Origin of the sequence: Sphingomonas sp. ERG5, assembly GCF_000803065.1 — a bacterium.
Taxonomy (GTDB): domain Bacteria; phylum Pseudomonadota; class Alphaproteobacteria; order Sphingomonadales; family Sphingomonadaceae; genus Sphingomonas.
Window position 1 is genome coordinate 1 of record NZ_JSXI01000085.1, and the last position, 24,425, is coordinate 24,425.

Below are 24,425 nucleotides of genomic sequence, written 5' to 3' on the forward strand. Positions count from 1 at the left end.
GGCGTGAAGGATGCCGCCGCAAAGGGGTCGGGGGTGGAAGCGTTGGCGCTCAATCTGTCGGTCGCGCGCGACCCGCGCGCACCGGCGGCGGATCGCGCTGTCGCCTTGTGCTGGATCCTCCATGTCGTGGCGGACTTGCATCAGCCGCTGCACAGCGCCGAACGCGTTTCCCCCGACTGGCCGAGTGGCGATGAAGGCGGGAGCAAGGTGTTCGTGCGCGATCAGGTCACGGGCCAGCCGGTGTCGCTGCACTGGTATTGGGACGATGCCGTCAGCCGCGACGGTTCCGCCTCCGCGGCGTTTACCCGCGCTCATGAGTTGACGGCGCGCTTCCCGCGCACGCAGTTTGCCGCCGCGCTGTCGCAGGCCGTCGCGGCGCCCGATGCCAGCGGCCGCTGGCTGGCGGAAAGCCATGAGCTCGCCGTTTCCCTCGCCTATCGCGCCGATGCGCCGCTGGCCCGGTCGGCGGCGACCGCCTTGCCGGCCACGCCTGCCTATGCGGCGGCGGTGACGTCGACGGCGGAGCAGCGCGTGACGCTGGCGGGCTATCGCCTCGCGGACTTGTTGAGGACGGTCTTCGCCGACCGCTGACAATAGGCGGATTCATTCCGGAATACGCCGAAGATGCGTTGACTCGGTTGCTGCACCGCGTCACACCGCATGCCGTCGATGCCGGGCAACCGGCATGGGCACGCGCGGGAGAGAGCCTTTCAATAGGCCGCCGAAGGAGCAACCGCCCCGGAATCTCTCAGGCAAACGGGACCGCGCGGGCCGAATCGACACTCTGGAAAGCGTTCTCGCGCAAGCGGGGACCACCGAAGGGGTAAGCCGCATCGCCGTCAGGCGCGCGGTCAAAGCTCTCAGGTTCCGTGACAGAGGGGGCGGCGGATTGCGGCGCAAGATGGCGCTGTGGTGCGCCGTGGACCTTTGACGGAGATCGGCATGAGCGACCAGACGGACGGCCTGAATTTAGACGGGCCCGAGATCGAGATCCTGGCATTGCCGCTCGACGCGTGGCACCGCGACCGCGGTGCGCGCATGGTCGAATTCGCCGGCTATCATATGCCAATCCAGTATGACGGCATCATGGCCGAGCATCTCTGGGTGCGCGACAGCGCCGGCCTGTTCGATGTCTCGCATATGGGCCAGCTGCTGTTCACTGGCGACGGCGCGGATGTCGCGCTCGAGGCGGTCCTGCCCGGCGACGTGAAGGGGCTGGGCGCATCGCGCATGCGCTATTCGCTGCTGCTTGCCGAGAATGGCGGCATTCTCGACGATCTGATGGTCACGCGCTTGCCCGCGGGCAACAGCTTCGATGCCGATGGTCTGTACATGGTGGTCAATGGCGCGACCAAGTTCGACGACATCGCTTATCTGCTCGACCATCTGCCCGACGACATCACCATCAACCTGCTGGAGGACCAGGCGCTGCTCGCGCTGCAGGGGCCGAAAGCGGTCGAGGTGCTGAGCCGCATTGTCCCCGGGGTCGAGGCATTGGTGTTCATGACCTGCGCCGGGTTCGACTGGAACGGCACGCCGCTGTGGATCAGCCGCTCGGGCTATACCGGCGAGGATGGTTTCGAAATCTCGGTGCCGTCCGACGCCGCCGTCGCGCTGGCCGATGCCCTGACCGCCGAGCCCGAGGTCAAGCCGATCGGTCTGGGCGCACGCGATTCGTTGCGGCTCGAAGCGGGCTTGCCATTGTACGGTCACGACCTCGATGCCGAGACCACGCCGGTGATGGCCGATCTCGGTTTCGCGCTGTCGAAGCGCCGCCGCGAGGAAGGTGGCTTCATGGGTCATGACCGCATCATGACCGAACGGGCGCAGGGCGCGATCGTCAAGCGCGTCGGCCTGAGCGTCGAAGGCCGCCAACCGGTGCGCGAAGGCGCCGCCGTGGTCGATGCCGATGGCTCGGAAGTCGGCAAGGTCACATCAGGCGGTTTCGCGCCGAGCGTCGGGGCACCGATCGCGATGGCGTACGTTCCAACCGCCATGGCTACGCCGGGCACCACCATCCAGATCGCGCAGCGCGGCAAGGTCCATCAGGCGACCGTCACCGCAATGCCCTTTATCCCCCACCGCTACGTCCGCACAGGAGGCAAGTGAGATGAGCCGTTACTTTACCGAAGACCATGAATGGATCGATGTCGATGGCGATATCGGCACCGTCGGGATCAGCGATTATGCGCAGAGCCAGCTCGGCGACATCGTGTTCGTCGACGTGCCCGAAGAGGGCAAGGAACTGACCAAGGGCGACGAGGCCGCGGTGGTCGAATCGGTCAAGGCGGCATCCGATGTCTATGCGCCGGCCAGCGGCACGGTGCTCGAGGGCAATGACGATCTCAGCGACACGCCCGGCCTGGTCAATGAAGACCCGGAAGGCGATGGCTGGTTCTACAAGATCACCCTGTCGGACCCGAGCGAGCTCAGCGGTCTGATGGATGAGACGGCCTACGCGGCGTTTGTCGCGAAGCTGTGAGCCTTACCCCTCCCGCATGCGGGAGGGGCCGGGGGAGGGCCGGTTGGCACCTCCCGATGAACTAGCCCTCCCCCAACCCCTCCCGCACGCGGGAGGGGGGAGTAACGTCGATGCGCTATCTTCCCCTGACCCAGTCCGACCGCGCGGCGATGCTCGCCGTGATCGGCGCCGCCTCGATCGATGAGCTGTTCGTCGATGTGCCCGCTGTCGCTCAGCTCGATGGCCCGATCCATGGTCTGCCGCTTCATGCGAGCGAACTCGCGGTCGAGCGGCACATGATCGCATTGGCGCGCAAGAATGTCGCGGCGGGGGACGGGCCCTTCTTCCTCGGCTGCGGCGCGTACAAGCATCATGTGCCCGCCTCGGTCGATCACCTGATCCAGCGCGGCGAGTTTCTCACCGCCTATACGCCGTACCAGCCCGAGATCGCGCAGGGCACGCTGCAGATGCTGTTCGAGTTCCAGACGCAGGTCGCGCGGCTGCTCGGCACCGACGTCGCCAATGCGTCGATGTATGACGGGTCGACCGCTTGCTGGGAGGCGATCGTGATGGCGCGACGCATCACCAAGCGCGGCAAGGCATTGCTCTCCTCGGGGCTGCACCCGCATTATGTCTCGGTCGCGAAGACCATGGCCAAGTTCACCGGCGACGTGCTCGACACCGCCGCGCCGACGCTTTCCGCCGACACCGATATCGACCGGCTGATCGCGAGCATCGATGGCGACACGTCGTGCGTCGTGGTGCAATATCCCGACATTCTCGGCCGTATTGCCGACCTGACCGCACTGGCCGATGCGTGCCATGCGAAGAAGGCGCTGCTGATCGCGGTGGTGACCGAGCCGGTCGCGCTTGGCGCGATCAAGTCGCCGGGCGAGATGGACGCCGACATCGTCGTTGGCGAAGGCCAGTCGATCGGCGTCGGATTGCAGTTCGGTGGTCCCTATGTCGGCCTGTTCGGCTGCAAGGAAAAGTACGTCCGCCAGATGCCGGGACGGCTGTGCGGCGAGACGCTCGATGCCGATGGGCGGCGCGGCTTCGTGCTGACGCTGTCGACGCGCGAGCAGCATATCCGCCGCGAAAAGGCGACGTCGAACATCTGCACCAATAGCGGCCTGTGCGCGCTGGCCTTCTCGATCCACATGACCTTGCTGGGCGAAGCGGGGCTGCGTGCTCTGGCCGAGACCAACCATGCCGGCGCGTCGGCGGCGGCGGACCGGCTGGCGCGGATACCGGGCGTCGAGCTGGTGACGCCCGCCTTCTTCAACGAATTCACCATCAAACTGCCCCGGGAAGCGCGTCCGATCGTTCGCACGCTCGCCGATCGCGGTATCCTCGCGGGTGTTTCGCTTGGCCGGCTGTATCCGGGCGAGACGGACCTCGCCAACGGGCTGGTCGTGGCAGTGACCGAAACGACCACGGCCGAGGCTGTCGAAGCCCTGGCGACCGCGCTGCAGGAGGTGCTGGCATGATCCGCCTTTCTTCCGTTCGCCCTGAGCTTGTCGAAGGGCCGTTCTCCTTCCTTGCTGCCATCTCCGAAGAAGGACGGGGCTTCGACGAGCTCAGCCCGAACGGGGTTGGGGCGTCGCGCAATCACGAGGTGCGGGCATGACGATCAACGCAAGCGGCTGGCGTCCGACCACGCCTGAAGCCGGTATTTCGACCGCGCCGACCTTCACCGGCAACAAGGGGCTGATGCTCGAAGAGGCGCTGATCTTCGAGATCGGTTCGACCGAAACCACCGGCGTCGAAGTCGCCGCGCCGGTCGAGGCGACCTCGCGTCTCGGCACGCTGGGCCGCGCCAAACCGATCGGGCTTCCCGGCCTCGCCGAGCCCGAGGCGGTGCGCCATTATACGCGCCTGTCGCGACAGAATTACGCGATCGATCTCGGCCTGTTCCCGCTCGGGTCTTGCACCATGAAGCATAACCCGCGCCTCAATGAGAAGATGGCGCGGCTGCCCGGCTTTGCCGACGTCCATCCGCTCGCGCCGGTCGATACGGTGCAGGGTGCGCTTGAAGTGATTCACCAGCTCGCGCACTGGCTGGTCACGCTGACCGGCATGCATTCGGTCGCGATGAGCCCCAAGGCCGGCGCGCATGGCGAGCTGTGCGGCATCCTCGCGATCCGCGCCGCGCTCGAAGCGCGCGGTGAAGGACATCGCAAGACCATCCTGGTGCCGGAGAGCGCACATGGCACCAACCCGGCGACGGCGGCCTTTGCCGGCTATGCGGTCGAGGATATTCCCGCAACCGCCGAAGGCCGGGTCGATCTGGCGGCGCTGACCGCGCGGCTCGGGCCGGATGTCGCGGGGGTGATGATCACCAACCCCAATACTTGCGGCCTGTTCGAGCGCGACATGCGCGCGATCTCCGATGCGGTGCATGCGGCGGGCGGGCTGGTCTATTGCGACGGGGCGAACTTCAACGCGATCGTCGGGCGCGTCCGTCCGGGCGATCTCGGCATCGATGCGATGCACATCAACCTGCACAAGACCTTCTCCACCCCGCACGGCGGCGGCGGACCGGGTTCGGGACCCGTGGTGTTCTCCGAAGCGCTCAGCGCCTATGCGCCGCTGCCGTTCGTCGAGCAGACCGCCAATGGCTTCCGCCTGGTCGAGGAGGAAAATGCCGAGGAACATCATGACCAGAGCTTTGGCCGGATGGTCGCGTTCCAGGGCCAGATGGGCATGTTCACCCGCGCGCTGACCTATATCCTCAGCCATGGCGCCGACGGGCTGCGCCAGGTCGCCGAGGATGCAGTGCTCAACGCCAATTACGTCCTGCGCTCGCTCGATTCGACGCTCGATGCGCCGTTCGGGGCGTCGGGGCCGTGCATGCATGAGGCGCTGTTCTCGGATTCGAACCTGGCCGAGGGCTTCTCGACCATCGACGTCGCCAAGGGGCTGATCGACGAGGGCTATCATCCGATGACGATGTACTTCCCGCTCGTCGTGCACGGCGCGATGCTGGTCGAGCCGACCGAGACCGAGAGCAAGGCGGCGCTCGACCAGTTCATCGGCGCGCTGCGTTCGGTGGCGGAGCGGGCCAAGGCGGGTGACGTGGCGCTGAAATCGGCACCGCACTTCGCACCGCGCAGCCGGCTCGACGAGACGCTCGCGGCGCGGAAGCCCGTGCTGGTGTGGAAGGATCCCGAACTGACCCCTGACTCCGCCCAAGCCGCCGAATAATGCCGAAAGGCTGCCTGGTCGGCCTTGGTTTTATCGGCGGCGTGGTCGCCGGCTATCTCACCTGCTTCCTCGCCTATCTGTTCTGGACCGTCATGCTGGGCGGGTTCGACCGCGAGGGCGGCTGGGCGATGGGCCTCGCGTTCGGCATTGGCCCGTTCGTCGCATTGCTGTCGGGCGTCGCGGCTGCCCTCTGGATCGGGCTGCGCAAGCGGGGTAGAGCGGATTAAAGCGACCTCGGCTTGGGCGGAATCACCTTCCCCCCGTTCGGGCTGAGCTTGTCGAAGTCCGGTCCTTCCTGCGCAGAAGGAACGGCGCTTCCACGGGTTCAGGGTGAACGGAAGGGAGTGGATCAACTCAGCGCGAAACCGCTCCAGCGATGTTCTTCCCGGGGGCAAGATGCAGGTTCAGACGGTCAATCCCAATCAGCTGATCACCTATGCGATCACCGGCGTCGTGGTCGCGATCATCCTGTTCTTCCGTATCCGGCGGATGAGCCGGGCGCGGCCGCTGATCCTGGAGCGGCTGTGGATCATGCCGGTAATCTATCTGCTCTTCGCGATCTTCGTCTTCCGGCAATTCCCGCCGGCCCCCATGACCTGGCTCTATTGCGGCGTGGCGCTGCTGCTGGGCGCGGCGCTGGGCTGGCAACGCGGCAAGATGATGCGGATCAGCGTCGACCCCCAGACCCATGCACTGAACCATCAGCCGTCGCCGGCGGCGATCCTGTTCATCGTCGCGCTGATCGTCGTCCGCCTTGGCGCGCGCGAAGCGGCGCAGATGAGCGGATCGGCGCTGCACCTCAACACGCTGGTCGTGACCGATGTACTGATCTCGATGGCGCTTGGCCTGTTCGCGGCGCAGCGGCTCGAGATGTATCTGCGCGCCACCCGGCTGCTTCAGGCGGCGCGGACAGCCTGAGGGCAACGATGCGAGGGACATGAGTGACGCAAACGACCGACGCAACGCCCTGGATCGTGACGGATGCGGGCGCCGACACGCGCAAACATGCGCCGGCGACGCTGCGCAACCGTGAAGCGATCGCCGCGGTGCTGCGCGAGGTTCTGCCCGCGACCGGGCTGGTGCTGGAAGTCGCCAGTGGATCGGGCGAACACTGCGCTTATCTCGCCCCGGCCTTCGATCATCTCGAATGGCAGCCGAGCGACCCCGATGCCGGCGGCCGCGCATCGATCGCGGCATGGTGCCACGGGCTAGCCAATGTCCGCCCGCCGATCGATCTCGATGCCGCGGCCGAGGGGTGGCCGATCGCGCGCGCGGATGCCGTCCTGTGCGTCAACATGGTGCATATCAGCCCATGGCGAGCGACGCTCGGCCTGCTTGCCGGGGCGGCGCAGATCCTGCCGACGCAAGGACCGCTGCTGCTTTACGGACCTTATCGCCGCGACGGCCATGCGACCGCGCCGAGCAACGAGGCGTTCGATGACTCGCTGAAGGCGCGCAATCCGGACTGGGGGCTGCGCCGGGTCGAGGATGTCGTCGCTGCCGCGCGCGGCAATGGATTGATCTTCGACCAGCTGGTCGAGATGCCCGCCAATAACCTGATGCTCGTGTTTCGCCGGGATTGAAGGCGCTGCGTTATGGTGACGATAGTGAAGGACGCTTGACTGACCTCAGTCCTGTGTCACGGGCACGCTTTCTCGATGCCCACCAGTCGATCCGCGCGCTTGCTTCGATGTCGGAAAGCACAGGGAAGGGCTCACCGAGGCGTCCAAGGGCGCCCTCAACATCCCCGGCCGCTTCGCACTCTCCGTCGCGGTCGAGCAGCACGAGTGCCATTCGCAGAAGGTTCATCGCCGCTTTATTGTCCGGCGCGGTCTTGCCGCCTTCCTCCGCATTCATGATCGCGATGGCCTGCCGGAGATAAGGTATGGCCTGATATTCCTCTGCCGCGCCAAGCAAGTCGCTCGCCCGCTGCGTGAGGTTGGTTGCGGTTAGGACGAGTCGTTTACGATCGGCCATAGTGCCTCCCGCGCTGCCGGCCATGCCATCGCTGGGGGCCTCGCCGCCCGAGGCGCAGAGTAGCCAACGTCTCAGTCTTCGCTATTTTCGCCCTTTTTTTCACTCTCATCCGCTGCCTTCCCGCGACGCTGAAGCTCGTTTTCGACTGCTTCACGGATGAACAGGGCAATCCGACGGTTACCCACCAGCGTCTCGATGCGCCGGAGAGTTTCGATAGGTAGCCTGATCGTGGTCGGCTTCATTCCTAGCGGCGGACGTCCCATTGCTCCGTCGCTATCTGTGGCGGAGCAAACCTCAAAGCAGATCGTGTTGACGCTACCGTTTTATCGGATAAACGCCATCGTTTATTCATTAAACGATTGCGTTTACCTGTGCAAGTGCCTCTGCAATCGGATCATCGGTAACGGCTTTGCCGAGAGGTACCCCGAATTGGGTGCGAATCGGGAAAAGTGAACTGAATGTTTTTTTGCTCAAATCGTACTCATCAAATGCCAGGACTGAAGGCAACCGGCATGGGGTACTGACCCCCGGTCGGCATACGACATTGGCTCCGACTCCATCTTGAGGTGATTGGCCGATCGTGCGGGCGGATGCCGTCCTGTGCGTCGACATGGTGCATGTCAGACACGCCTCCGCCGAGCGGATTGTCGATCTGAAGACTATCGCGGGGCGTCTCCAAGGCAAAACTGACAGCGGGCTGCACATAGGGGCTGGCGACACCGGGGATGATGGCCATGCCCCGATGTCGCTCTCTCTGGCACGGAATGGCGCCGGTTGCCCATGACGCGATGACGACGTGCCCCCGTCACATCTTACCGGCGCGCTCCGTCGCGCGAGTGTTTGAGGCCCGCCTCAAAACTCTCCCGCCACGCCCACGCGGACCGCCGTATTGCCGCTGCCGGCGTAGGAGACGCCAGCGGTAAGGGCGAAGGGCGTGCCTGTGTCGAACCGGTGAGCGATCGACGCCCCGGCTGCCTGTTCGCCGCGGAAAGTGGCGAGGTTGAAGGTATAGCTGGTCTTGCCTGGTTCCGACGGCATCGGGGCTGCGGTCAGCGCGACGGCGGTGGCGGTGCCGCGCCGCGCCTCGCGGCGGTCGCGATCGGTGATGGCATAGAGCTCGCCGATCTGGGCGCTATGGGTCGTGGTCAGCGCCTGCAACGCTGGAATGGCCGTCGAGGTGATCGTTTCGAGCGACGTCAGCCGGCCATTCTGGGTCGTATTGACCGTCTGGACCGCCGCAATTTGCGAATCTTGCGCCGTGTTGACGTCTTCGACCGCGGTGATCCGCCCGTCCTGCACGGCATTCTGGGCCAGCGCGGTGTTGGCGCTGGTCGCCGCGCCCGTTGCGGTGGTCTGCGCGGCGGCGGCTTCCGTGCGCGCGGTGTTCGCCGTACCTTGTGCTGTCGCCGCCTCGGTCCGTGCGGTGTTGGCGGTGGTCTGCGCTGCTGCGGCATTCGCGATTGCCGCATTGGCGGTGGCTTGTGCAACGGTTGCGCTCCCCGCCGCGGCGCCTGCGGCGGTCAGCGCCGAATTGGCGGTGACCTGTGCGGCGTCGGCCTTGGCCTCGACCACATCGAGCTGTCCTTTGTTGACCGCATCTGTCGCCTGCGTGCCCGCCGCGACATTGGTGATCTGGCGCTCGGCCCCGACCGCGCCCACGGAAACGCTGTTATCCCGGTTCGTCACTGACCCATAGCCCAGTGCGACGGCGTTTGTGTGGCTGGCGTCGCTCATCCCGCCCAGGGCGACCGCCTGATTTCCAGTCGCGCGTGCATTGGGGCCAGCGGCGACCGACGAGATTCCCGCGGCGACGGCGAAATTATCGGCTGGCGCATAGTTGGCCTCAAAGAAGCGGGTGCGGAGATTCGTGGCATTTGCGGCTGCCGCTAACGCATCCAGTTGCGACTTGTTGACCGCATCGGTCGCCTGCGTTCCCGCCGCGACATTGACAAGCTGGCGTTCGGCGCCGGCAATGCCGAACGAGACCGTGCCGACACGATCGGCGATGGAGTCGGTACCGATTGCCACGGAATTGTCGGCGTTTGCCCGAGCGGAGGCACCGATTGCGGTGCCATTGTCGTTGGCTCGGCTGCCGGCACCGGTCGCGGTGCTCCTGAAGCCGCTGGCACTGCTATTCTGGCCAAGCGCGGTGCTGAAGTCATTGTCGGCCAAACTACGGTAGCCGATCGCGGTGGTGCCTTCGCCCCGGGCATCGCTTTGCGCGCCGATCGCCGTGCTGTTGAGGCCCAGGGCCTCGCTGTCATTTCCGGTGGCGGTGCTGCTGACCCCTGTGGCCTGGCTGTTCTGCCCGGTGGCGGTACTGCCGTCGCCCACGGCCTGGCTGCTTGCGCCGGTGGCGGTGCTGTTGACGCCTATGGCCTGGCTGTCCAGGCCCATCGCGGTGCTGCTGAAGCCTGCGGCCAGGCTGCGCCACCCGGTCGCGGTGCTGTTGACGCCTGTGGCTTTGCTACTCTGCCCGGTGGCGGTACTGCGGTCGCCAGAGGCCTGGCTGAGTTGGCCGGTCGCAGTGCTGTTCTCTCCAGATGCTTCGCTGGCCGCGCCCGTCGCGGTGCTGCTTTCGCCCGTGGCGCGGCTGGCCGCACCGATCGCCGTGCTGTTTTTGCCCGAGGCCACGCTGACCACACCCATCGCGGTGCTGAAGTCGTTGGTGGCTCTGCTGCTCTTCCCGGTCGCGGTGCTGTTTGCGCCAGAGGCGTCGCTGCCGTCCCCGGTCGCGGTGCTGAAGCTCCCCGAGGCACTGCTGTCATTGCCGGTCGCTGTGCTGCGTAGGCCCGTGGCCTGGCTGTTCCGTCCGGTCGCGGTGCTGTTGTCGCCACTGGCTGTGCTGTTCTGGCCGGTCGCCGTGCTGTTGTCGCCAGTAGCGAAGCTGCCTGCGCCCGTTGCGGTGCTTAAATAGCCAGTTGCCCGGCTGGCCGCGCCGATCGCGGTGCTGTTGTCGCCGGTGGCCTTACTGTCCGCACCGCATTCGGTCGTATAAGTGATATCGTCGGCGTTGCCGGGTATCCCGTCGGGGCCCGCATTGTTGGCGCTGTTGCATTCGGGCGTCGCGTCGGCCCAGGCAGGTGTCGGGATGATCGCCAGCAGCGCCAGCGGCGCGGTGGTGGCGAGGAATTTGTTGATGATACGCATGGAAATAATCCCCTGTTTACGGCCAATCGCGGCCCTTTGGTGACTGCTGCATCGACCCCGATGGCGGCGCCTTCGGCGCCTGTCCCCGACGCCCCCGGTTCAGCCGAGAGCGTCTGCCCTGTCGCCCGCATGCCGGGTAAACCCGCCCATGTTTTCAACCTGACACGAGGCTAGACGGGGAAAGTCGCTCGAACCGGACAGGCCCTTCGCGGAAAATTTTCTGGGGAATGTCGACGCCTTGGTCGTGGCGCTGTGCAGCGCGCTGCGCGTCATCGCGTGGCGCTGACATTTTCGGGCCGGCGGGCGCAGGACCCATGGCCGACAGCATCGATCAACGCGGCTTAGGTCAGATTGCGGCAGCGCGTTGCTTGGGACAGCGAGGCGCATTTCGTCGGCTGCGCCGTGATGGCATTCGCCTTATCCCGATTAAATCTGGGCGATCGTTTCAATCGTCAATTGGGTGCGGCGCACATGTTCGCGCCACACGATGTACAAGCCGCTGAGGATGATCACCGGCGCCCCGATCCAGGTCCATTTGCCCGGCAGCACGCCGAACAGCAGCCAGCCATAAGCGGTCGCCCATAACAGGCTGGAATAGTCCATCGGGACGACCACAGAAACCGGACCGAGGCGCAGGGCCGACGTCATCGCCAACTGCGCCGCGCCGCCGATCACACCGACCGCGAGCAGCATGATCCAGACGAGCCAGAAATGCGGCTGCATGACAAAGGCATAGACGATGCCGAGCGGAATGAGCGACAAGGTGGAGAACCAGAACACGGTGGTCATCGTGCCTTCGGTGCGAGAGATCTGACGCAGCAGGATCGAGACGCTGGCGGTGAGCAAGGCCGCGACCAGGCCGGCGACCGCACCCCAGAACGGGAAATGTCCGCTGCCCGGCTGGGCGACGATCAGCACGCCGGTAAAGCCGATCGCGACCGCCGCCCAGCGATGCCAGCCGGTCGGCTCGCGCAGGATCAGCGCGCCGAGGATGGTCGCGAAGATCGGCATGGAAAAGCCGATCGTGGTCGATTCGGCGAGTGGCAGCATCAGGATCGCGGTGAAGGTGCAGGCCATTGCGCTGAGCCCGAGCACGGCGCGCGCGATATGCGCGGGCAGCCGCCGGGTCGCGACCGATTTCAGCCCCGGCCCGGCGGCGATGACCACGACGAGCAGGATCGCCGCACCGAACTGACGGAAGAACAGGACCTCGCCGAGTGTCGCGCCGCGTGCCTCGGCCAGCTTGATGACCGCGTTCATGCTCGCGAACAGCGCCGCCGACAGCAGGCGCATCGCAATGGCCGGGAGAATGCGGTCGCTGGTCTCGGCCATCATGTCCCCCTTTCCGCCTGCCGGTGAGCGAGGGCTATGCGGACGCGGGGCGCGTGAAACAAGCTGGGATTGGCTCGGCGCGCGATTGTGCGGGCGGCTGCATGGTCACGGCCATTCCCGTTTCATCCCGCCTCCCTGGTTCGATTCAACTCGCCTTCGTGCGGCGTCATGCCTGTCTCCGGCGCACCGATCGTGCGTCAGGGGTGAAAGCCCATTCGATGGATCGTTTGAATCGATCAGGCCAGGAACTGACGCGACCATGACCGCTGCCCCCGACATTTCCCGATATTCCCGCAGCACGGCGGTAAAATTGCCGTGCCGCTCCAACAAAATTCCCGCAGGAATTCCCGTAAATTCCCGCAGAACCCACAAAAATGCATTTTCCCGCGGCAAATCGCGCAGCCACGGGAATTTGCCGGCCCGGAAAACCCGCAGGCCCCGGGGTGACGGCGCGTTCCGATGCGGCTATCCGGCCTTCCCATGATCAAGCACGCACTCCCCGTCACCCGTGAGGCGGATTTTTCCGCCTGGTACCAGTCCGTCATTGCGGAAGCCGACCTCGCCGAGGAATCGGGCGTTCGCGGCTGCATGGTCATCCGGCCATGGGGTTATGGCATCTGGGAACGGATCCAGCGGCTGCTCGACGACCGGATCAAGGCGACCGGCCATGAGAATTGCTATTTTCCGCTGTTCATCCCGCTATCCTATTTCGAAAAAGAGGCCGAGCATGTCGAGGGCTTCGCCAAGGAAATGGCGGTGGTCACGCATCACCGGCTGATTTCCGACGGGAAGGGCGGGCTGGTGCCCGATCCCAGCGCGAAGCTGGAAGAGCCGTTGGTCGTGCGCCCGACATCGGAGACGGTGATCGGCACGGCGTTCGCGCGCTGGATCCAGTCGTGGCGTGACCTGCCTGTCCTGATCAACCAATGGGCGAACGTCGTACGCTGGGAAATGCGCACGCGCATGTTCCTGCGCACCAGCGAATTCCTGTGGCAGGAAGGGCATACCGCCCATGCCACCGCCAGGGAGGCGCAGGAAGAGACGCTGAAGATGCTCGAAGTCTATCGCGGCTTCGCCGAGGAGTGCCTGGCGCTGCCCGTCGTCGCGGGCGAGAAGCCGGAGCATGAGCGGTTCCCCGGCGCGGTCGCGACCTATTCGATCGAGGCGATGATGCAGGACGGCAAGGCGCTGCAGGCCGGCACCAGCCATTTCCTCGGCACCAATTTCGCGCATGCGCAGAATATCCGGTTCCAGAATGCGGGCGGCGAGCTTGAGTTTGCGCATACGACCAGCTGGGGCGTGTCAACGCGGATGATCGGCGGCGTGATCATGGTGCATGGCGATGATGACGGATTGCGCGTGCCGCCGCGCATCGCGCCATGGCAGGTGGTGATCGTACCGATGCTGCGCGACACTGATGAGGACGCCGCGCTGATCGACTATTGCAAGGCGTTGCAGGCCGATCTGGCCAAATTGTCGGCGCTGGGCGAGCCGGTCCGTGCGCTGCTCGATCTCAAGCCGGCCAAGGCGGCGACCAAGCGCTGGGGCTGGGTCAAGAAGGGGGCGCCGGTCATTCTCGAGGTCGGCGGGCGCGACATGGCTGGCGGCAATGTCTCGATGATCTGTCGCGACCGGCTGTACCGCCAGGACGGCAAGCTCGACAGCGTGGTCATCGCGCGGGATGAGCTCGTCGGCGCCGCGGAGGGAATATTGGAGGACATGCAGCGCGCGCTCCATGTCGAGGCGAAGGGGCGCCTGGAGGCGAACATCACGCGCAACGTGGCCGATTTCGCCGCGATCGAGCGCGCCTTTGCCGAGGGCGTGAAGAATCCCGGCTGGGTCGAGGTGCAATGGTCGAAGCCGACCGGCCCCGCGCTGGACAAGGTGGTCGAGCGGCTGAAGGCGCTGAAGCTCACCGTGCGCAATGTGCCGAGCGACGCCGACGCGGCGGATGGCCCTTGCGTGTTCACTGGCGAGCCGGCGGTCGAGCGGGTGCTGGTCGGGCGCTCCTATTGAGGGGCGTCACCTAGTCGGGAATGAGGTCGCGTGGGGTGACGGTCGCGACGCCTTCCGTCCCGGCGCGGCGATAGCGGATCGTCACGGGCTTCGCGACCGGTGCGAGCTTCAACGATCGCCGCATGTCCGACAGTGATCGGCCCTTGTACGAAACGGTGCCGATCATCGTCACGCGGTCGCCGGTACGCAATCCCGCCTGATCGGCTGGACCGCCAGGCAGCAGGTCCATGATCTCGAGTCCGTCGGTACGGGCGTTGAGCCACATGCCGGTGCGGTCGAAGCGGCCGGTGTCCGGATCGCTATGGGCCAGCGGCTTCAGGTACAGAGTCTTGCGGGCATAATCGAAGGTGGTGACGAAGCGCTTCAACAGGCCGCCGCCGACATTGCCGCCATAGGCCGGGTCACTGAACGATCCGCGTTTGGCCTCGCTGAGCCCGATGATCGGGCGGGGGATGACGACCGGGCCGAGCGCGACGGTACCCGCGCGCACAGTATAGGTGCGCGAGGGGCCGCCGACGCCCCAGCCAGTGGTCATCGTTACGCCACCGGGATAGCGGCTGCGCAAGTCATGCGCCGCGACGAACGGGCTGGTGACGGTGACTTCGTCGCGCGCGCCGGTGTCGATGTCGAGGCGTGCGGCGCGCCCGTCGATCGCGCCATCGACTTGCGGCATATGGATGTAGAAGCGCATCGGTATCGCCGTTCCCAGCGCGCGTCGCTCGGCCGGCGTGACGCGGGCGGGGTCGATCAGGGTCATTGTACCCGCGCCATAATCGAAGGTCGTGACGAAGCGTTCGAGGAATTCCGCGCCGAGCATGCCGCCCAGTTCCAGCCCCTCGACATCGGGCGGGCTGAAATCGAGCGTGACGACCGTCTGGTCGCGCAGCACGGCACCGCCGGCGGCTATTTCGCGCACCCGGGCATAGCCGTTGCTGACCGTCTTCTCGCCGGCACCGGAGGACGGCGAATCGCCCTGGCTCTGCAGCTTCAATGCGGCCAGCGTCGAGGGCGTGAGGATATTGTGGCCGCCGGTATCGACAAGGAAAGGGAAGGGCCCCTGGCCGTCGATCTTCACGTCCACCACAATGTGGTTGTTGAGCAAGCGGAAGGGCAGGGTCACGCGCCCGGCCGCGGGAAGCTGCCAGTCGGCGGGGGTATCGCGCGGCATGGCAAAGGCCGCGGCCGGGCGGGCGGGCGTGACGGCGGCATCGCGCAGCGTCAGGGTTTCCATGCTCGCCGGATCGTCGCCATAGATCGTCTCGATCCGGGTCGGGAGCAGAAGCTTGCCGTGGCGCCGATGGTCCGCATAGCGCGTCTCGACCACGGTTCCGAAGCTGCGCATCTCGCGCGTTCTGACGAGCAGCCGCGTCGTCGGGTCGAACCAGGCTTCGAACGGCTTGCCGCCTTTCGGCGCGACCCGGATCGCGCCGCACCCGATCGAGGCGAGCGTCGCGCCGCCGCGATCGCTGCGCCACCAGAGATTGGCGTTGCGGAACGCCTCATTGACCGCCAGTTCGCGCCGGTCGCCGCCGGCTTGTGCGCTGGCAAAGCCGGACAGGTCGCGCATCCAGGCCTCGGTGCCGTCGAACCCCTCCGCGCCGGTCACGATGCCGGTGTGCTGGTCAGTGCTGAACCTGCCGGTGGCGAGGTCGATCATGGTCGTCGCTTCGCCGGTCAGGCCGCCGCCCTGATAGGCGAAGCGGCTGGTGAGCGTCCCGTTGACCTGGCCGGTCGCAACGACCGCGGCGCGGTTGGCGTCGAGCAGTCGGCCGGGATCGGACTCAAGCGGACAGGGAGCCGTGGCGGCCAGGACGAGGAGCATCAGCATTTGCGGACCATCTTTTGCTTCGGATGCGCCACTGGTAGCGTGATCCGCGATGCCGGGTCTTGAACCGTTTGAACATGCTCGTTGCGGCCATGATGCGCCGTGCGGTGGCGCGCCCCCGCTGCGGATCCGTCACCCCGGCGGGCAAGTGCTCGACCGCCACCGCCATGACGGGGCGTTTGCCGCGCTGGTGCTCGCCGGAAGCTATGTCGAGGCGGGCGATACCGGGCGGCATCGTGTGCGCGCCGGTGATGTCATCATCCACCAGGCATGGGAAAGCCATATCGATCGCTTCCACCATCTGGGCGCGGACGTGCTCACTCTGCCACTGGCGGAGGGGTGTCTGGTCCCCGTGCTGGGGCGCGTCACCGATGCTGATGCGATCGTGCGGCTGGCCGAGCGGGATCGCGCCGGGGCCGCGCACCTGCTGATGAACCAGCTGGTCGCGGTGGAAACATCCGTCGAGGATTGGCCCGATCTGCTTGCCGGCGCTTTGCTGGCCGATCCGACTCTGTCGATCGGATGTTGGGCCGAAGCGCGGCGGCTTCATCCGAGCAGCATTGCGCGGGGCTTCCGGCAGCAGTTCGGGATCACGCCCGCCGCGTTCCGGTTCAATGCGCGGGCGCATGCTGCGCTGCGCGATATTCGTGGTTCAGTCGAAGCCCTTGTCGGCATCGCGGCGAAACATGGCTTTGCGGACCAGGCGCATATGACGCGAGCGACTCGGATGATCACAGGCCTGCCGCCGAGTCGGCTGCGGCGCGGTCGGCCGGATCCGGCGCGCGGCGCCTCGCACGGAGACGGCCGGCATCGCGCCGGCTGAGGCCCGCTGGCGCGCGGTGCGCCGCGCCCCGGAACGACCGTCAATCGCCACCGACTGCCGCAAAACCCTGGGCCGGTGATCGTTTTCGGGACAGGGCCGCATCACCTGTCCAATTCTTCCAATCCCCATGCGCGGCTTGCCGTTATGGCCCTTTCGAAAGGAGCGCGGATCATGCTTTGGAACAGGGCGAAATGTCTCGTCGGCAAGCATGAGCGCGCCGGGCGGCTCGCGCATTTCGATGGTGAGATATTCGTCTCGCAGTGCAAAAATTGTGGCACCGCCATGGCCAAGGATTTCGAGCGAGGCTGGATCGCGGTCGATGCGAGTCATGGTGCGAAGGGCGACCCGACCAACAAGGCGCTGTTCCTGCCGGCCGATGCGGGGATGGGCGCCGCTCGCGACAAGTGAGGGCGGCCGGGCCATTCCAAGCGGCCCCCGCGCATTAGGGCTTGGGCGGGGGCACCGCGCCGACATGGGCCTCGCCACGACCTTGGGCGAGCAGGGTCTGCCGATGCCGCTCGGCATAACCCGCGCGCTGTTCCGCGTCGCGTGTACCGTGGCAGGCGGGGCAACTGACTCCTTCGACATAGAGTGGTGATTGGCGATCCGCAGGGCCGACCGGCATGCGGCAGCCATGGCACAGCGCGTGCGTGCCGATGTCGAGGCCGTGCGTCACCGCGACGCGCTGGTCGAAGACGAAGCATTCACCCTCCCAGCGGCTGTCGGCGGCAGGCACGTCCTCGAGATATTTGAGAATGCCGCCGTGGAGGTGATAGACCTCGTCCAGTCCTTCGGCCTTGAGGAAAGCGGTGGCCTTTTCGCAGCGGATGCCGCCGGTGCAGAACATCGCGACCTTCGGCTTTTCCGCGCCGCCGCCAAGCAGCGTGTCGCGATGGGCGCGGAACCAGGCGGGGAATTCGCTGAAGCTGTGCGTCTTCGGATCGATCGCGCCGGCGAAGCTGCCGATCGCGACTTCATAATCGTTGCGCGTGTCGATGACGATCGTGTCGGGCCGCTCGATCAACGCGTTCCACTCGGCGGGCTTCACATAATGGCCGACATCCGTGAGTGGGTCGATGTCGGGCTCGCCCATCGTCACGATCTCGCGCTTGAGCCGGACTTTCATGCGATGGAAAGGCATGGTCTCGGCCTGGCTGTCCTTGACCTCAAGATCGGCGCAGCCGGGGAGGGTGCGGATATGCGCGAGCACCGCCTCGATCGCGTCGGGCGTGCCGGCGATGGTGCCGTTGATTCCTTCGCGGGCGAGCAGCAATGTGCCCTTGATCGCGCTCGATGTGCACAGGTCGAGCAACGGCGCGCGCAACGCCACAGGATCAGGGAAGCGGGCAAAGCGGTACAAGGCGGCGACTCGAATCATCGGGACGTCATTCAACCTGGAAACGTATTCGTCCACCATGTTGCGAAATGCTGGCGCTGTTCGGGCGTCAAATGCAGCCCCATCTTGCTGCGGCGCATCAGCGCATCTTCGGGAGCGCGCGCCCATTCGCGATCATGCATCCAGCGCGCCTCGACCTCAGTCAGGCCGCCGCCGAGATCGGAACCCATGCCCGGTTCGTCTTTAATCCCGGCGAGCATCTCGTCGAGCAACGCGCCATAGGCATGGGCCATGCGCGCTGATCGTGCCTCGCCAAGGAATGGCCAGCGTGCGCGGACACTCGCCAGGAGCGCATTCCAGCCTTGCGCGCCGGCGCCCGGAAACAGGCGATCGCGGGTGACGTGGCGCTCCTTGAATCCGAGTGGGTCGGCCAGCTTGCCCAGGGCCTCTTCGGCCAGATGCCGTGCAGTGGTGATCTTGCCCCCGAACACCGAGAGCAAGGCGGGGCCATGAGTATCGAGCTCGAGCACATAATCGCGCGTCACTGCCTTCGCCTCGCTCGCCCCATCGTCGTAGAGCGGGCGCACGCCCGACCAGTTCGAGGTAACATCGGCGGGCGTGATCTGGGCGATGAAATGCCGGTTCACCGCGTCGCAGAGATAGGCGATCTCATCATCCGAGATGATGGCATCCTCGGGCCGGTCGACCGGGATGTCGGTGGTGCCGATCTCGGTGAAGCTGCCCTGATAGGGGATGGCGAAGACGATCCGCCGGTCGGGCTGTTGCAGCATATAGGCATGGTCGCCGTCGAACAGGCGCGGCACGACGATATGGCTGCCCTTGACCAGACGCACGTCGGACTTCGCGTTGACGCCGAGCTGGCCGAGCATCTGGTGTACCCAGGGGCCTGCGGCATTGACCAGCGCGCGCGCCGCGACGGTGCGTCCGTCGGACAATGTCGCTTGCCACAGATCGCCCTCCCGCCGTGCCGACTCGAGCGCTGTGCACACCGCGATCTCCGCGCCGTTGTTGGCTGCGTCCATCGCGTTGAGCATGGTGAAGCGCGAATCGTCGACGAACGCGTCGGAATAGACGAAGCCGCGATCACCGCCCTGCAGCGGCGCGATATAGGCGCTATCGCTCTTGCGCAGCCCGCGCGAGCGCGCGAGTGAGATCCGGCCGCCGAGGAAATCGTAGAGATACAGGCCGAGCCGCACCATCCACCATGGGCGCACGGCATTTTCCTGCGGCAGCACGAAACGCATCGGGCGGATGATATGCGAGGCCGCCTTCACCAGCCGCTCGCGTTCCCGGAGCGCTTCGGCGACCAGCTTGAAGTCATAATATTCGAGATAGCGCAGCCCGCCATGGATCAGCTTGGTCGACGCCGATGAGGTATGGGCGGCGAGATCGTCGCGCTCGACCAGCAGCACCTTGAGCCCAAGCAGCGAGGCTTCGCGCGCGATCGCGCAGCCATTGATGCCGCCGCCGATGATGAGGAGATCATATGTCACCGTTGTCATGTTCTCGCTCTTAGCTATTTGCCCGCCGCATGTCGAAGGGCGCGTGCCACTCTGCCGTTGTTCTTGAAAGAAGAACGATATTTCGACAAGCTCGACTGAATTGGAACGCGGTTGCCGGGTTCGGCTCACGCCGCCATTGACCACCCCCGAGTCGGCCTGTATAGGCGCCGCTGCCCCGGAGGACCTGTTCCCCCTGGGCTGCTTGAACATTGCTGGATGCATTCCAGGGCCAAGGAAGGCGATATGCTTTCCGATGGTCCTTTTTGTATTCTTAGGCGCTTCGGCTCCAGCAAAGTAACCATTTGAAAGGTGAAGGCTTCAATGCCGACGATTAACCAGCTGGTCCGCAAGGGCCGCGATCCGCAGAAGGCCAAGTCCAAGGTCCCTGCAATGGAGCAGAACCCGCAGAAGCGCGGCGTTTGCACCCGTGTCTACACCACCACCCCGAAAAAGCCGAACTCGGCTCTCCGCAAGGTTGCCAAGGTTCGCCTGACCAACCAGCGCGAAGTCATCAGCTATATCCCGGGTGAAGGCCACAACCTGCAGGAGCACTCGGTCGTGCTGATCCGCGGCGGTCGTGTTCGCGATCTTCCCGGCGTTCGCTACCATGTGCTGCGCGGTGTGCTCGACACACAGGGCGTGAAGGATCGCCGCCAGTCGCGTTCCAAGTACGGCGCCAAGCGTCCGAAGTAAGCCGGTCGGCTCACGTCCGACCAACAGGCTGAAGTTTAGAAGGAAATTGAAATGGCACGTCGTCGTCGCCCAGAAAAGCGTATCATCCTGCCTGATCCCAAATATGGTGATGAGGTTCTCTCCAAGTTCATGAATTCGGTCATGCTCGACGGCAAGAAGTCCGTTGCGGAATTGATCGTCTATGGTGCGTTCGAAACCGTCGAGCAGCGCGCGAAGAAGGACCCGCTCAGCGTGTTCCATGACGCGCTCGCCAATGTGAAGCCGGGCATCGAAGTTCGCAGCCGCCGTGTCGGTGGTGCGACCTATCAGGTCCCGGTCGAAGTGCGCCCCGAGCGCGCTCAGGCACTGGCGATCCGCTGGCTGATCAATGCGGCGCGCTCGCGCAGCGAGCACACGATGGCCGCACGGCTGTCTGGCGAGCTGCTGGATGCGGCGAACAATCGCGGCAACGCGGTCAAGAAGCGTGAAGACACGCATCGCATGGCCGAAGCCAACCGCGCCTTCTCGCACTACCGCTGGTAAACCTCTTTGTTGCCGGTCTTTTGCCGGTAACACCGACTACCTATATCGGACAGGCCGGGGCGTGAGCCCCGGCTTCTCCACATCCCAAGGAACCGATCATGGCCCGCAGCCATCCGCTCTCGATGTATCGCAATATCGGCATCATGGCTCACATTGATGCCGGCAAGACGACGACCACCGAGCGCATCCTTTATTACACCGGCAAGTCCTACAAGATCGGCGAAGTGCATGAAGGCACCGCGACGATGGATTGGATGGAGCAGGAGCAGGAGCGCGGGATCACGATCACGTCTGCGGCAACGACCTGTTTCTGGAACGATCACCGCATCAACATCATCGACACCCCCGGGCACGTCGACTTCACGATTGAAGTCGAGCGTTCGCTGCGCGTGCTCGACGGTGCGGTCGCGTGCTTCGACGGCGTTGCCGGCGTTGAGCCGCAGTCCGAGACGGTGTGGCGTCAGGCCGAGAAGTATCACGTGCCGCGCATGTGCTTCATCAACAAGCTCGATCGCACCGGCGCGAACTTCAACATGTGCGTGCAGATGATCAAGGATCGTCTCGGCGCGCGTCCGGCGGTGCTGTACCTGCCGATCGGCCTTGAGAGCGATTTCAAGGGCCTGGTCGACCTGGTCGAGAACCGCGCGATCATCTGGCTCGAAGAGTCGCTGGGCGCGAAGTTCGAATATCGCGACATTCCCGCCGAACTGGCCGACGAAGCGGCGACCGCGCGCAGCGAGCTGATCGAAATGGCGGTCGAGCAGGACGACGACCTGATGGAAGCGTATCTGGAAGGCACCGAGCCGACCACCGCGCAACTCAAGGCGTTGATCCGCAAGGGCACGCTGAACTTCTCGTTCGTGCCCGTGCTGTGCGGTTCCGCGTTCAAGAACAAGGGCGTGCAGCCCCTGCTCGACGGCGTGGTCGACTATCTGCCGTCGCCGCTGGACATCAAGGACGTCGAAGGGCTCAAGCTCGACGGCGAGACCCCCGACACGCGCCCGCCGGAAGACGACGCGCCGTTCTCGGCGCTGGCGTTCAAGATCATGAACGATCCGTTCGTCGGCACGCTGACCTTTGCGCGCATCTATTCGGGCAAGCTCGAAACCGCTTCGCAGGTGATGAACTCGGTCAAGGACAAGAAGGAAAAGGTCGGCCGCATGCTGCTCATGCATGCCAATGACCGTGAGGACATCCAGGTGGCCTATGCCGGCGACATCGTCGCTTTGGCGGGCCTCAAGGACACTACGACCGGTGACACGCTGTGCGCCATCAACGCGCCAATCATCCTTGAGCGGATGGAATTCCCGGATCCCGTCATCGAGGTCGCCGTGGAGCCGAAGACCAAGGCCGACCAGGAGAAGATGGGCATCGCGCTCAATCGTCTCGCCCGCGAGGATCCGTCCTTCCGCGTGACCTCCGACGTCGAGAGCGGCCAGACCATCATCAAGGGCATGGGGGAACTCCATCTCGAGATTCTGGTCGATCGCATGAAGCGCGAGTTCAAGGTCGAAGCGAATGTCGGCGCGCCGCAGGTGGCGTATCGCGAGTATCTCGCGAAGCCGATCGAAATGTCCTACACCCACAAGAAGCAGTCGGGTGGTTCGGGTCAGTTCGCCGAAATCAAGATCAAGGTCATTCCTGGCGAGCGCGGTTCGGGCTTCGTCTTCTCCGACCAGATCAAGGGCGGCAACGTCCCGAAGGAATATATTCCTTCGGTCGAGAAGGGCATGCGAGAAACGGCTGAAACCGGATCGCTGATCGGCTTCCCGATCATCGATTTCGAAGTGCAGCTGATCGACGGTAAATACCATGACGTCGACTCGTCGGCGCTGGCATTCGAAATCTGCGCGCGTGGCGCGATGCGTGAAGCGGCTCAAAAGGCCGGCATCAAACTGCTCGAGCCGATCATGAAGGTCGAGGTCGTGACGCCCGAGGATTATCTCGGCGACGTGATCGGCGATCTGAACAGCCGTCGTGGCCAGATCCAGGGCACTGACAGCCGCGGCAACGCGACTGCGGTGGAGGCGATCGTGCCGTTGGCGAACATGTTCGGCTATGTGAACCAGCTCCGCTCGTTCAGCCAGGGCCGGGCGCAGTACACGATGCAGTTCTCGCATTACGACGAAGTGCCCGCGAATGTTGCCGAAGAAGTGAAGGCTAAGCTGGCGTAACTTGAAATAGGTCGTTAAGGGGCCGCGTTCGCGTGGCGCCCAGAAGGCCGCGAATCTGATTCTAGAAGGTAGGAAAAATGGCGAAAGCAAAGTTCGAGCGGACCAAGCCGCATCTCAACATCGGCACGATCGGCCATGTCGATCACGGCAAGACGTCGCTGACGGCTGCGATCACCAAGGTGCTCGCTGAAACCGGCGGTGCGACCTTCACCAGCTACGCAAACATCGACAAGGCTCCGGAAGAGCGCGAGCGCGGCATCACGATCTCGACCGCACACGTCGAGTATGAGACGACCGCACGTCACTACGCGCACGTCGATTGCCCGGGCCACGCCGATTATGTGAAGAACATGATCACCGGTGCTGCCCAGATGGACGGCGCGATCCTGGTCGTGTCGGCTACCGACGGCCCGATGCCGCAGACTCGCGAGCACATCCTGCTCGCTCGTCAGGTCGGCGTGCCGACGATGGTTGTGTTCATGAACAAGGTCGATCTGGTCGACGACGAGGAAATCCTCGAGCTGGTCGAGATGGAAATCCGCGAGCTGCTCTCGAAGTATGATTTTGACGGCGACAACATTCCGGTCATCCGTGGCTCGGCTGTTGCGGCACTCGAAGACAAGACGCCTGAGATCGGCCATGACGCCGTCCTCAAGCTGATGGCAGCGGTTGACGAATATCTGCCGCAGCCCGAGCGTCCGCTCGACAAGCCGTTCATGATGCCGATCGAAGACGTGTTCTCGATCTCGGGTCGTGGCACGGTCGTCACCGGCCGCGTCGAGACCGGCGTTGTGAAGGTCGGTGAGGAAGTCGAAATCGTCGGCATCCACCCGGAAGTTCGCAAGACCGTCGTCACCGGCGTTGAAATGTTCCGCAAGCTGCTCGACCAGGGCCAGGCTGGCGACAACGTTGGTGCGCTGATCCGTGGCGTTGCACGCGACGAAGTCGAGCGTGGCCAGGTTCTCTGCAAGCCAGGCTCGATCAAGCCGCACACCGACTTCCAGTCGGAAGTGTATGTGCTGTCGAAGGACGAAGGTGGCCGTCACACGCCGTTCTTCGCCAACTATCGTCCGCAGTTCTACTTCCGTACCACGGACGTGACCGGCACCGTCGAGCTGCCTGAGGGCACCGAAATGGTCATGCCGGGCGACAACATCGCACTGGGCGTCAAGCTCATTGCGCCGATCGCGATGGACGTTGGTCAGCGCTTCACGATCCGTGAAGGTGGCCGGACCGTCGGTTCGGGTATTGTCAGCGGCATCTCGAAGTAATATAGACGCGCCTCCGCCCGATTCCCTGTCTTCGCGACAGGGAGTCGGGCGGTTGCTATTTTCGTGAACAACCAAAGAGTTGCCGCCAGGCAACCCGCTCTTTCGCATCGGTAGG

23 protein-coding genes and 2 riboswitches are annotated in these 24,425 nt (G+C 64.9%); of the genes, 16 read left to right on the forward strand and 7 right to left on the reverse strand.

Annotated elements, in window-relative coordinates; translation table 11 throughout:
- The 9 genes from OO12_RS26050 to OO12_RS26090 all read left to right on the forward strand — a co-directional run.
- Positions 1 to 591 (forward strand): S1/P1 nuclease (locus OO12_RS26050; protein ID WP_034161626.1); only part of this gene is annotated, 591 nt, incomplete at its 5' end.
- Between the two features lie 95 nt (positions 592 to 686).
- Positions 687 to 775: riboswitch (glycine riboswitch) on the forward strand.
- Positions 776 to 885, forward strand: a riboswitch (glycine riboswitch).
- Between the two features lie 57 nt (positions 886 to 942).
- Positions 943 to 2,109, forward strand: coding sequence for a glycine cleavage system aminomethyltransferase GcvT (gcvT, locus tag OO12_RS26060; protein ID WP_052216303.1), 1,167 nt, complete (start codon positions 943 to 945; stop codon positions 2,107 to 2,109).
- Between the two features lies 1 nt (position 2,110).
- A complete protein-coding gene (gene gcvH / locus OO12_RS26065) occupies positions 2,111 to 2,482 on the forward strand; it encodes a glycine cleavage system protein GcvH (protein ID WP_034161628.1) in 372 nt (123 codons plus the stop codon).
- A 110-nt stretch (positions 2,483 to 2,592) separates the two neighbouring features.
- Positions 2,593 to 3,951 carry an aminomethyl-transferring glycine dehydrogenase subunit GcvPA gene (gcvPA, locus tag OO12_RS26070; protein WP_034161629.1) on the forward strand — a complete coding sequence of 453 codons (1,359 nt, stop codon included), beginning with the start codon at positions 2,593 to 2,595 and terminating at the stop codon, positions 3,949 to 3,951.
- Positions 3,948 to 4,091 carry a hypothetical protein gene (locus tag OO12_RS28825; protein WP_160296920.1) on the forward strand — a complete coding sequence of 48 codons (144 nt, stop codon included), beginning with the start codon at positions 3,948 to 3,950 and terminating at the stop codon, positions 4,089 to 4,091. Before gcvPA ends, OO12_RS28825 begins: the two co-directional genes overlap by 4 nt.
- Positions 4,088 to 5,668, forward strand: a complete 1,581-nt coding sequence (gene gcvPB, locus OO12_RS26075) for an aminomethyl-transferring glycine dehydrogenase subunit GcvPB (protein WP_034161630.1) — start codon at positions 4,088 to 4,090, stop codon at positions 5,666 to 5,668. Before OO12_RS28825 ends, gcvPB begins: the two co-directional genes overlap by 4 nt.
- Positions 5,668 to 5,895, forward strand: coding sequence for a hypothetical protein (locus OO12_RS26080; protein ID WP_034161631.1), 228 nt, complete (start codon positions 5,668 to 5,670; stop codon positions 5,893 to 5,895). The genes gcvPB and OO12_RS26080 overlap by 1 nt, the downstream gene beginning before the upstream one ends.
- A 169-nt stretch (positions 5,896 to 6,064) precedes the next feature.
- Positions 6,065 to 6,586 (forward strand): CcdC protein domain-containing protein, encoded by a 522-nt coding sequence (locus OO12_RS26085; protein WP_034161632.1) that lies wholly within the window; start codon positions 6,065 to 6,067, stop codon positions 6,584 to 6,586.
- 23 nt (positions 6,587 to 6,609) lie between these two features.
- Positions 6,610 to 7,251: a DUF938 domain-containing protein gene (locus tag OO12_RS26090; protein WP_200887568.1), complete on the forward strand. Its 642-nt coding sequence runs from the start codon at positions 6,610 to 6,612 to the stop codon at positions 7,249 to 7,251.
- A 10-nt stretch (positions 7,252 to 7,261) separates the two neighbouring features.
- Here OO12_RS26090 and OO12_RS26095 read toward each other — a convergent pair whose 3' ends face one another.
- The 4 genes from OO12_RS26095 to OO12_RS26115 all read right to left on the reverse strand — a co-directional run bounded on the left by OO12_RS26095 (position 7,262) and on the right by OO12_RS26115 (position 12,130).
- On the reverse strand, positions 7,262 to 7,645 hold the full coding sequence (locus tag OO12_RS26095) for a hypothetical protein (RefSeq protein ID WP_152616677.1): 384 nt from the start codon (positions 7,643 to 7,645) through the stop codon (positions 7,262 to 7,264).
- A 71-nt stretch (positions 7,646 to 7,716) separates the two neighbouring features.
- A complete protein-coding gene (locus OO12_RS26100; RefSeq protein WP_235365021.1) occupies positions 7,717 to 7,887 on the reverse strand; it encodes a hypothetical protein in 171 nt (56 codons plus the stop codon).
- Positions 7,888 to 8,497: 610 nt separating this feature from the next.
- Positions 8,498 to 10,795 (reverse strand): YadA-like family protein, encoded by a 2,298-nt coding sequence (locus OO12_RS26110; RefSeq protein ID WP_052216289.1) that lies wholly within the window; start codon positions 10,793 to 10,795, stop codon positions 8,498 to 8,500.
- A 426-nt stretch (positions 10,796 to 11,221) separates the two neighbouring features.
- Complete coding sequence (locus OO12_RS26115) at positions 11,222 to 12,130, reverse strand: DMT family transporter (RefSeq protein ID WP_034161635.1); 909 nt, start codon at positions 12,128 to 12,130, stop codon at positions 11,222 to 11,224.
- Between the two features lie 477 nt (positions 12,131 to 12,607).
- Here OO12_RS26115 and proS point away from each other — a divergent pair, with 477 nt between their 5' ends.
- Positions 12,608 to 14,143 carry a proline--tRNA ligase gene (gene proS / locus OO12_RS26120; RefSeq protein WP_034161636.1) on the forward strand — a complete coding sequence of 512 codons (1,536 nt, stop codon included), beginning with the start codon at positions 12,608 to 12,610 and terminating at the stop codon, positions 14,141 to 14,143.
- A gap of 10 nt (positions 14,144 to 14,153) precedes the next feature.
- On the opposite strand, the gene OO12_RS26125 is transcribed toward proS, so the two are convergent.
- Positions 14,154 to 15,971 (reverse strand): aspartyl protease family protein, encoded by a 1,818-nt coding sequence (locus tag OO12_RS26125; protein WP_034161637.1) that lies wholly within the window; start codon positions 15,969 to 15,971, stop codon positions 14,154 to 14,156.
- A gap of 145 nt (positions 15,972 to 16,116) precedes the next feature.
- Between OO12_RS26125 and OO12_RS27305 the strand changes: the two genes are divergently transcribed.
- Both OO12_RS27305 and OO12_RS26135 read left to right on the forward strand, forming a co-directional pair.
- Positions 16,117 to 16,791 carry a helix-turn-helix transcriptional regulator gene (locus OO12_RS27305; RefSeq protein WP_160296921.1) on the forward strand — a complete coding sequence of 225 codons (675 nt, stop codon included), beginning with the start codon at positions 16,117 to 16,119 and terminating at the stop codon, positions 16,789 to 16,791.
- A gap of 171 nt (positions 16,792 to 16,962) precedes the next feature.
- Positions 16,963 to 17,199: a hypothetical protein gene (locus OO12_RS26135; RefSeq protein ID WP_152616679.1), complete on the forward strand. Its 237-nt coding sequence runs from the start codon at positions 16,963 to 16,965 to the stop codon at positions 17,197 to 17,199.
- Between the two features lie 34 nt (positions 17,200 to 17,233).
- Here the strand turns inward: OO12_RS26135 and trhO are convergent, their stop codons facing one another.
- On the reverse strand, positions 17,234 to 18,169 hold the full coding sequence (trhO, locus tag OO12_RS26140; protein ID WP_034161710.1) for an oxygen-dependent tRNA uridine(34) hydroxylase TrhO: 936 nt from the start codon (positions 18,167 to 18,169) through the stop codon (positions 17,234 to 17,236).
- A gap of 11 nt (positions 18,170 to 18,180) precedes the next feature.
- Positions 18,181 to 19,650 (reverse strand): glycerol-3-phosphate dehydrogenase, encoded by a 1,470-nt coding sequence (glpD, locus tag OO12_RS26145; RefSeq protein WP_235365022.1) that lies wholly within the window; start codon positions 19,648 to 19,650, stop codon positions 18,181 to 18,183.
- Between the two features lie 321 nt (positions 19,651 to 19,971).
- Between glpD and rpsL the strand changes: the two genes are divergently transcribed.
- The 4 genes from rpsL to tuf all read left to right on the forward strand — a co-directional run bounded on the left by rpsL (position 19,972) and on the right by tuf (position 24,310).
- The gene (gene rpsL / locus OO12_RS26150; RefSeq protein ID WP_019516007.1) at positions 19,972 to 20,343 is read left to right on the forward strand and encodes a 30S ribosomal protein S12; all 372 of its coding nucleotides are present in this window, start codon (positions 19,972 to 19,974) and stop codon (positions 20,341 to 20,343) included.
- A gap of 51 nt (positions 20,344 to 20,394) precedes the next feature.
- Positions 20,395 to 20,865 (forward strand): 30S ribosomal protein S7, encoded by a 471-nt coding sequence (gene rpsG / locus OO12_RS26155; protein ID WP_034161639.1) that lies wholly within the window; start codon positions 20,395 to 20,397, stop codon positions 20,863 to 20,865.
- 98 nt (positions 20,866 to 20,963) lie between these two features.
- Positions 20,964 to 23,039, forward strand: a complete 2,076-nt coding sequence (gene fusA / locus OO12_RS26160) for an elongation factor G (RefSeq protein WP_034161640.1) — start codon at positions 20,964 to 20,966, stop codon at positions 23,037 to 23,039.
- Positions 23,040 to 23,116: 77 nt separating this feature from the next.
- A complete protein-coding gene (tuf, locus tag OO12_RS26165; RefSeq protein WP_034161641.1) occupies positions 23,117 to 24,310 on the forward strand; it encodes an elongation factor Tu in 1,194 nt (397 codons plus the stop codon).
- The last annotated feature ends 115 nt before the right edge of the window (positions 24,311 to 24,425 follow it).

Excerpts from the sequence above, each read along its gene's own strand:
- gcvT (WP_052216303.1), top strand. The coding sequence starts at position 943 with ATGAGCGACCAGACGGACGGCCTGAATTTAGACGGGCCCGAGATCGAG.
- gcvH (WP_034161628.1), top strand. The coding sequence starts at position 2,111 with ATGAGCCGTTACTTTACCGAAGACCATGAATGGATCGATGTCGATGGC.
- gcvPA (WP_034161629.1), top strand. The coding sequence starts at position 2,593 with ATGCGCTATCTTCCCCTGACCCAGTCCGACCGCGCGGCGATGCTCGCC.
- OO12_RS28825 (WP_160296920.1), top strand. The coding sequence starts at position 3,948 with ATGATCCGCCTTTCTTCCGTTCGCCCTGAGCTTGTCGAAGGGCCGTTC.
- gcvPB (WP_034161630.1), top strand. The coding sequence starts at position 4,088 with ATGACGATCAACGCAAGCGGCTGGCGTCCGACCACGCCTGAAGCCGGT.
- OO12_RS26080 (WP_034161631.1), top strand. The coding sequence starts at position 5,668 with ATGCCGAAAGGCTGCCTGGTCGGCCTTGGTTTTATCGGCGGCGTGGTC.
- OO12_RS26085 (WP_034161632.1), top strand. The coding sequence starts at position 6,065 with ATGCAGGTTCAGACGGTCAATCCCAATCAGCTGATCACCTATGCGATC.
- OO12_RS26095 (WP_152616677.1), bottom strand. The coding sequence starts at position 7,645 with ATGGCCGATCGTAAACGACTCGTCCTAACCGCAACCAACCTCACGCAG.
- OO12_RS26100 (WP_235365021.1), bottom strand. The coding sequence starts at position 7,887 with ATGAAGCCGACCACGATCAGGCTACCTATCGAAACTCTCCGGCGCATC.
- OO12_RS26110 (WP_052216289.1), bottom strand. The coding sequence starts at position 10,795 with ATGCGTATCATCAACAAATTCCTCGCCACCACCGCGCCGCTGGCGCTG.
- OO12_RS26115 (WP_034161635.1), bottom strand. The coding sequence starts at position 12,130 with ATGATGGCCGAGACCAGCGACCGCATTCTCCCGGCCATTGCGATGCGC.
- proS (WP_034161636.1), top strand. The coding sequence starts at position 12,608 with ATGATCAAGCACGCACTCCCCGTCACCCGTGAGGCGGATTTTTCCGCC.
- OO12_RS26125 (WP_034161637.1), bottom strand. The coding sequence starts at position 15,971 with ATGCTGATGCTCCTCGTCCTGGCCGCCACGGCTCCCTGTCCGCTTGAG.
- OO12_RS26135 (WP_152616679.1), top strand. The coding sequence starts at position 16,963 with ATGCTTTGGAACAGGGCGAAATGTCTCGTCGGCAAGCATGAGCGCGCC.
- trhO (WP_034161710.1), bottom strand. The coding sequence starts at position 18,169 with ATGATTCGAGTCGCCGCCTTGTACCGCTTTGCCCGCTTCCCTGATCCT.
- glpD (WP_235365022.1), bottom strand. The coding sequence starts at position 19,650 with ATGACAACGGTGACATATGATCTCCTCATCATCGGCGGCGGCATCAAT.
- rpsL (WP_019516007.1), top strand. The coding sequence starts at position 19,972 with ATGCCGACGATTAACCAGCTGGTCCGCAAGGGCCGCGATCCGCAGAAG.
- rpsG (WP_034161639.1), top strand. The coding sequence starts at position 20,395 with ATGGCACGTCGTCGTCGCCCAGAAAAGCGTATCATCCTGCCTGATCCC.
- fusA (WP_034161640.1), top strand. The coding sequence starts at position 20,964 with ATGGCCCGCAGCCATCCGCTCTCGATGTATCGCAATATCGGCATCATG.
- tuf (WP_034161641.1), top strand. The coding sequence starts at position 23,117 with ATGGCGAAAGCAAAGTTCGAGCGGACCAAGCCGCATCTCAACATCGGC.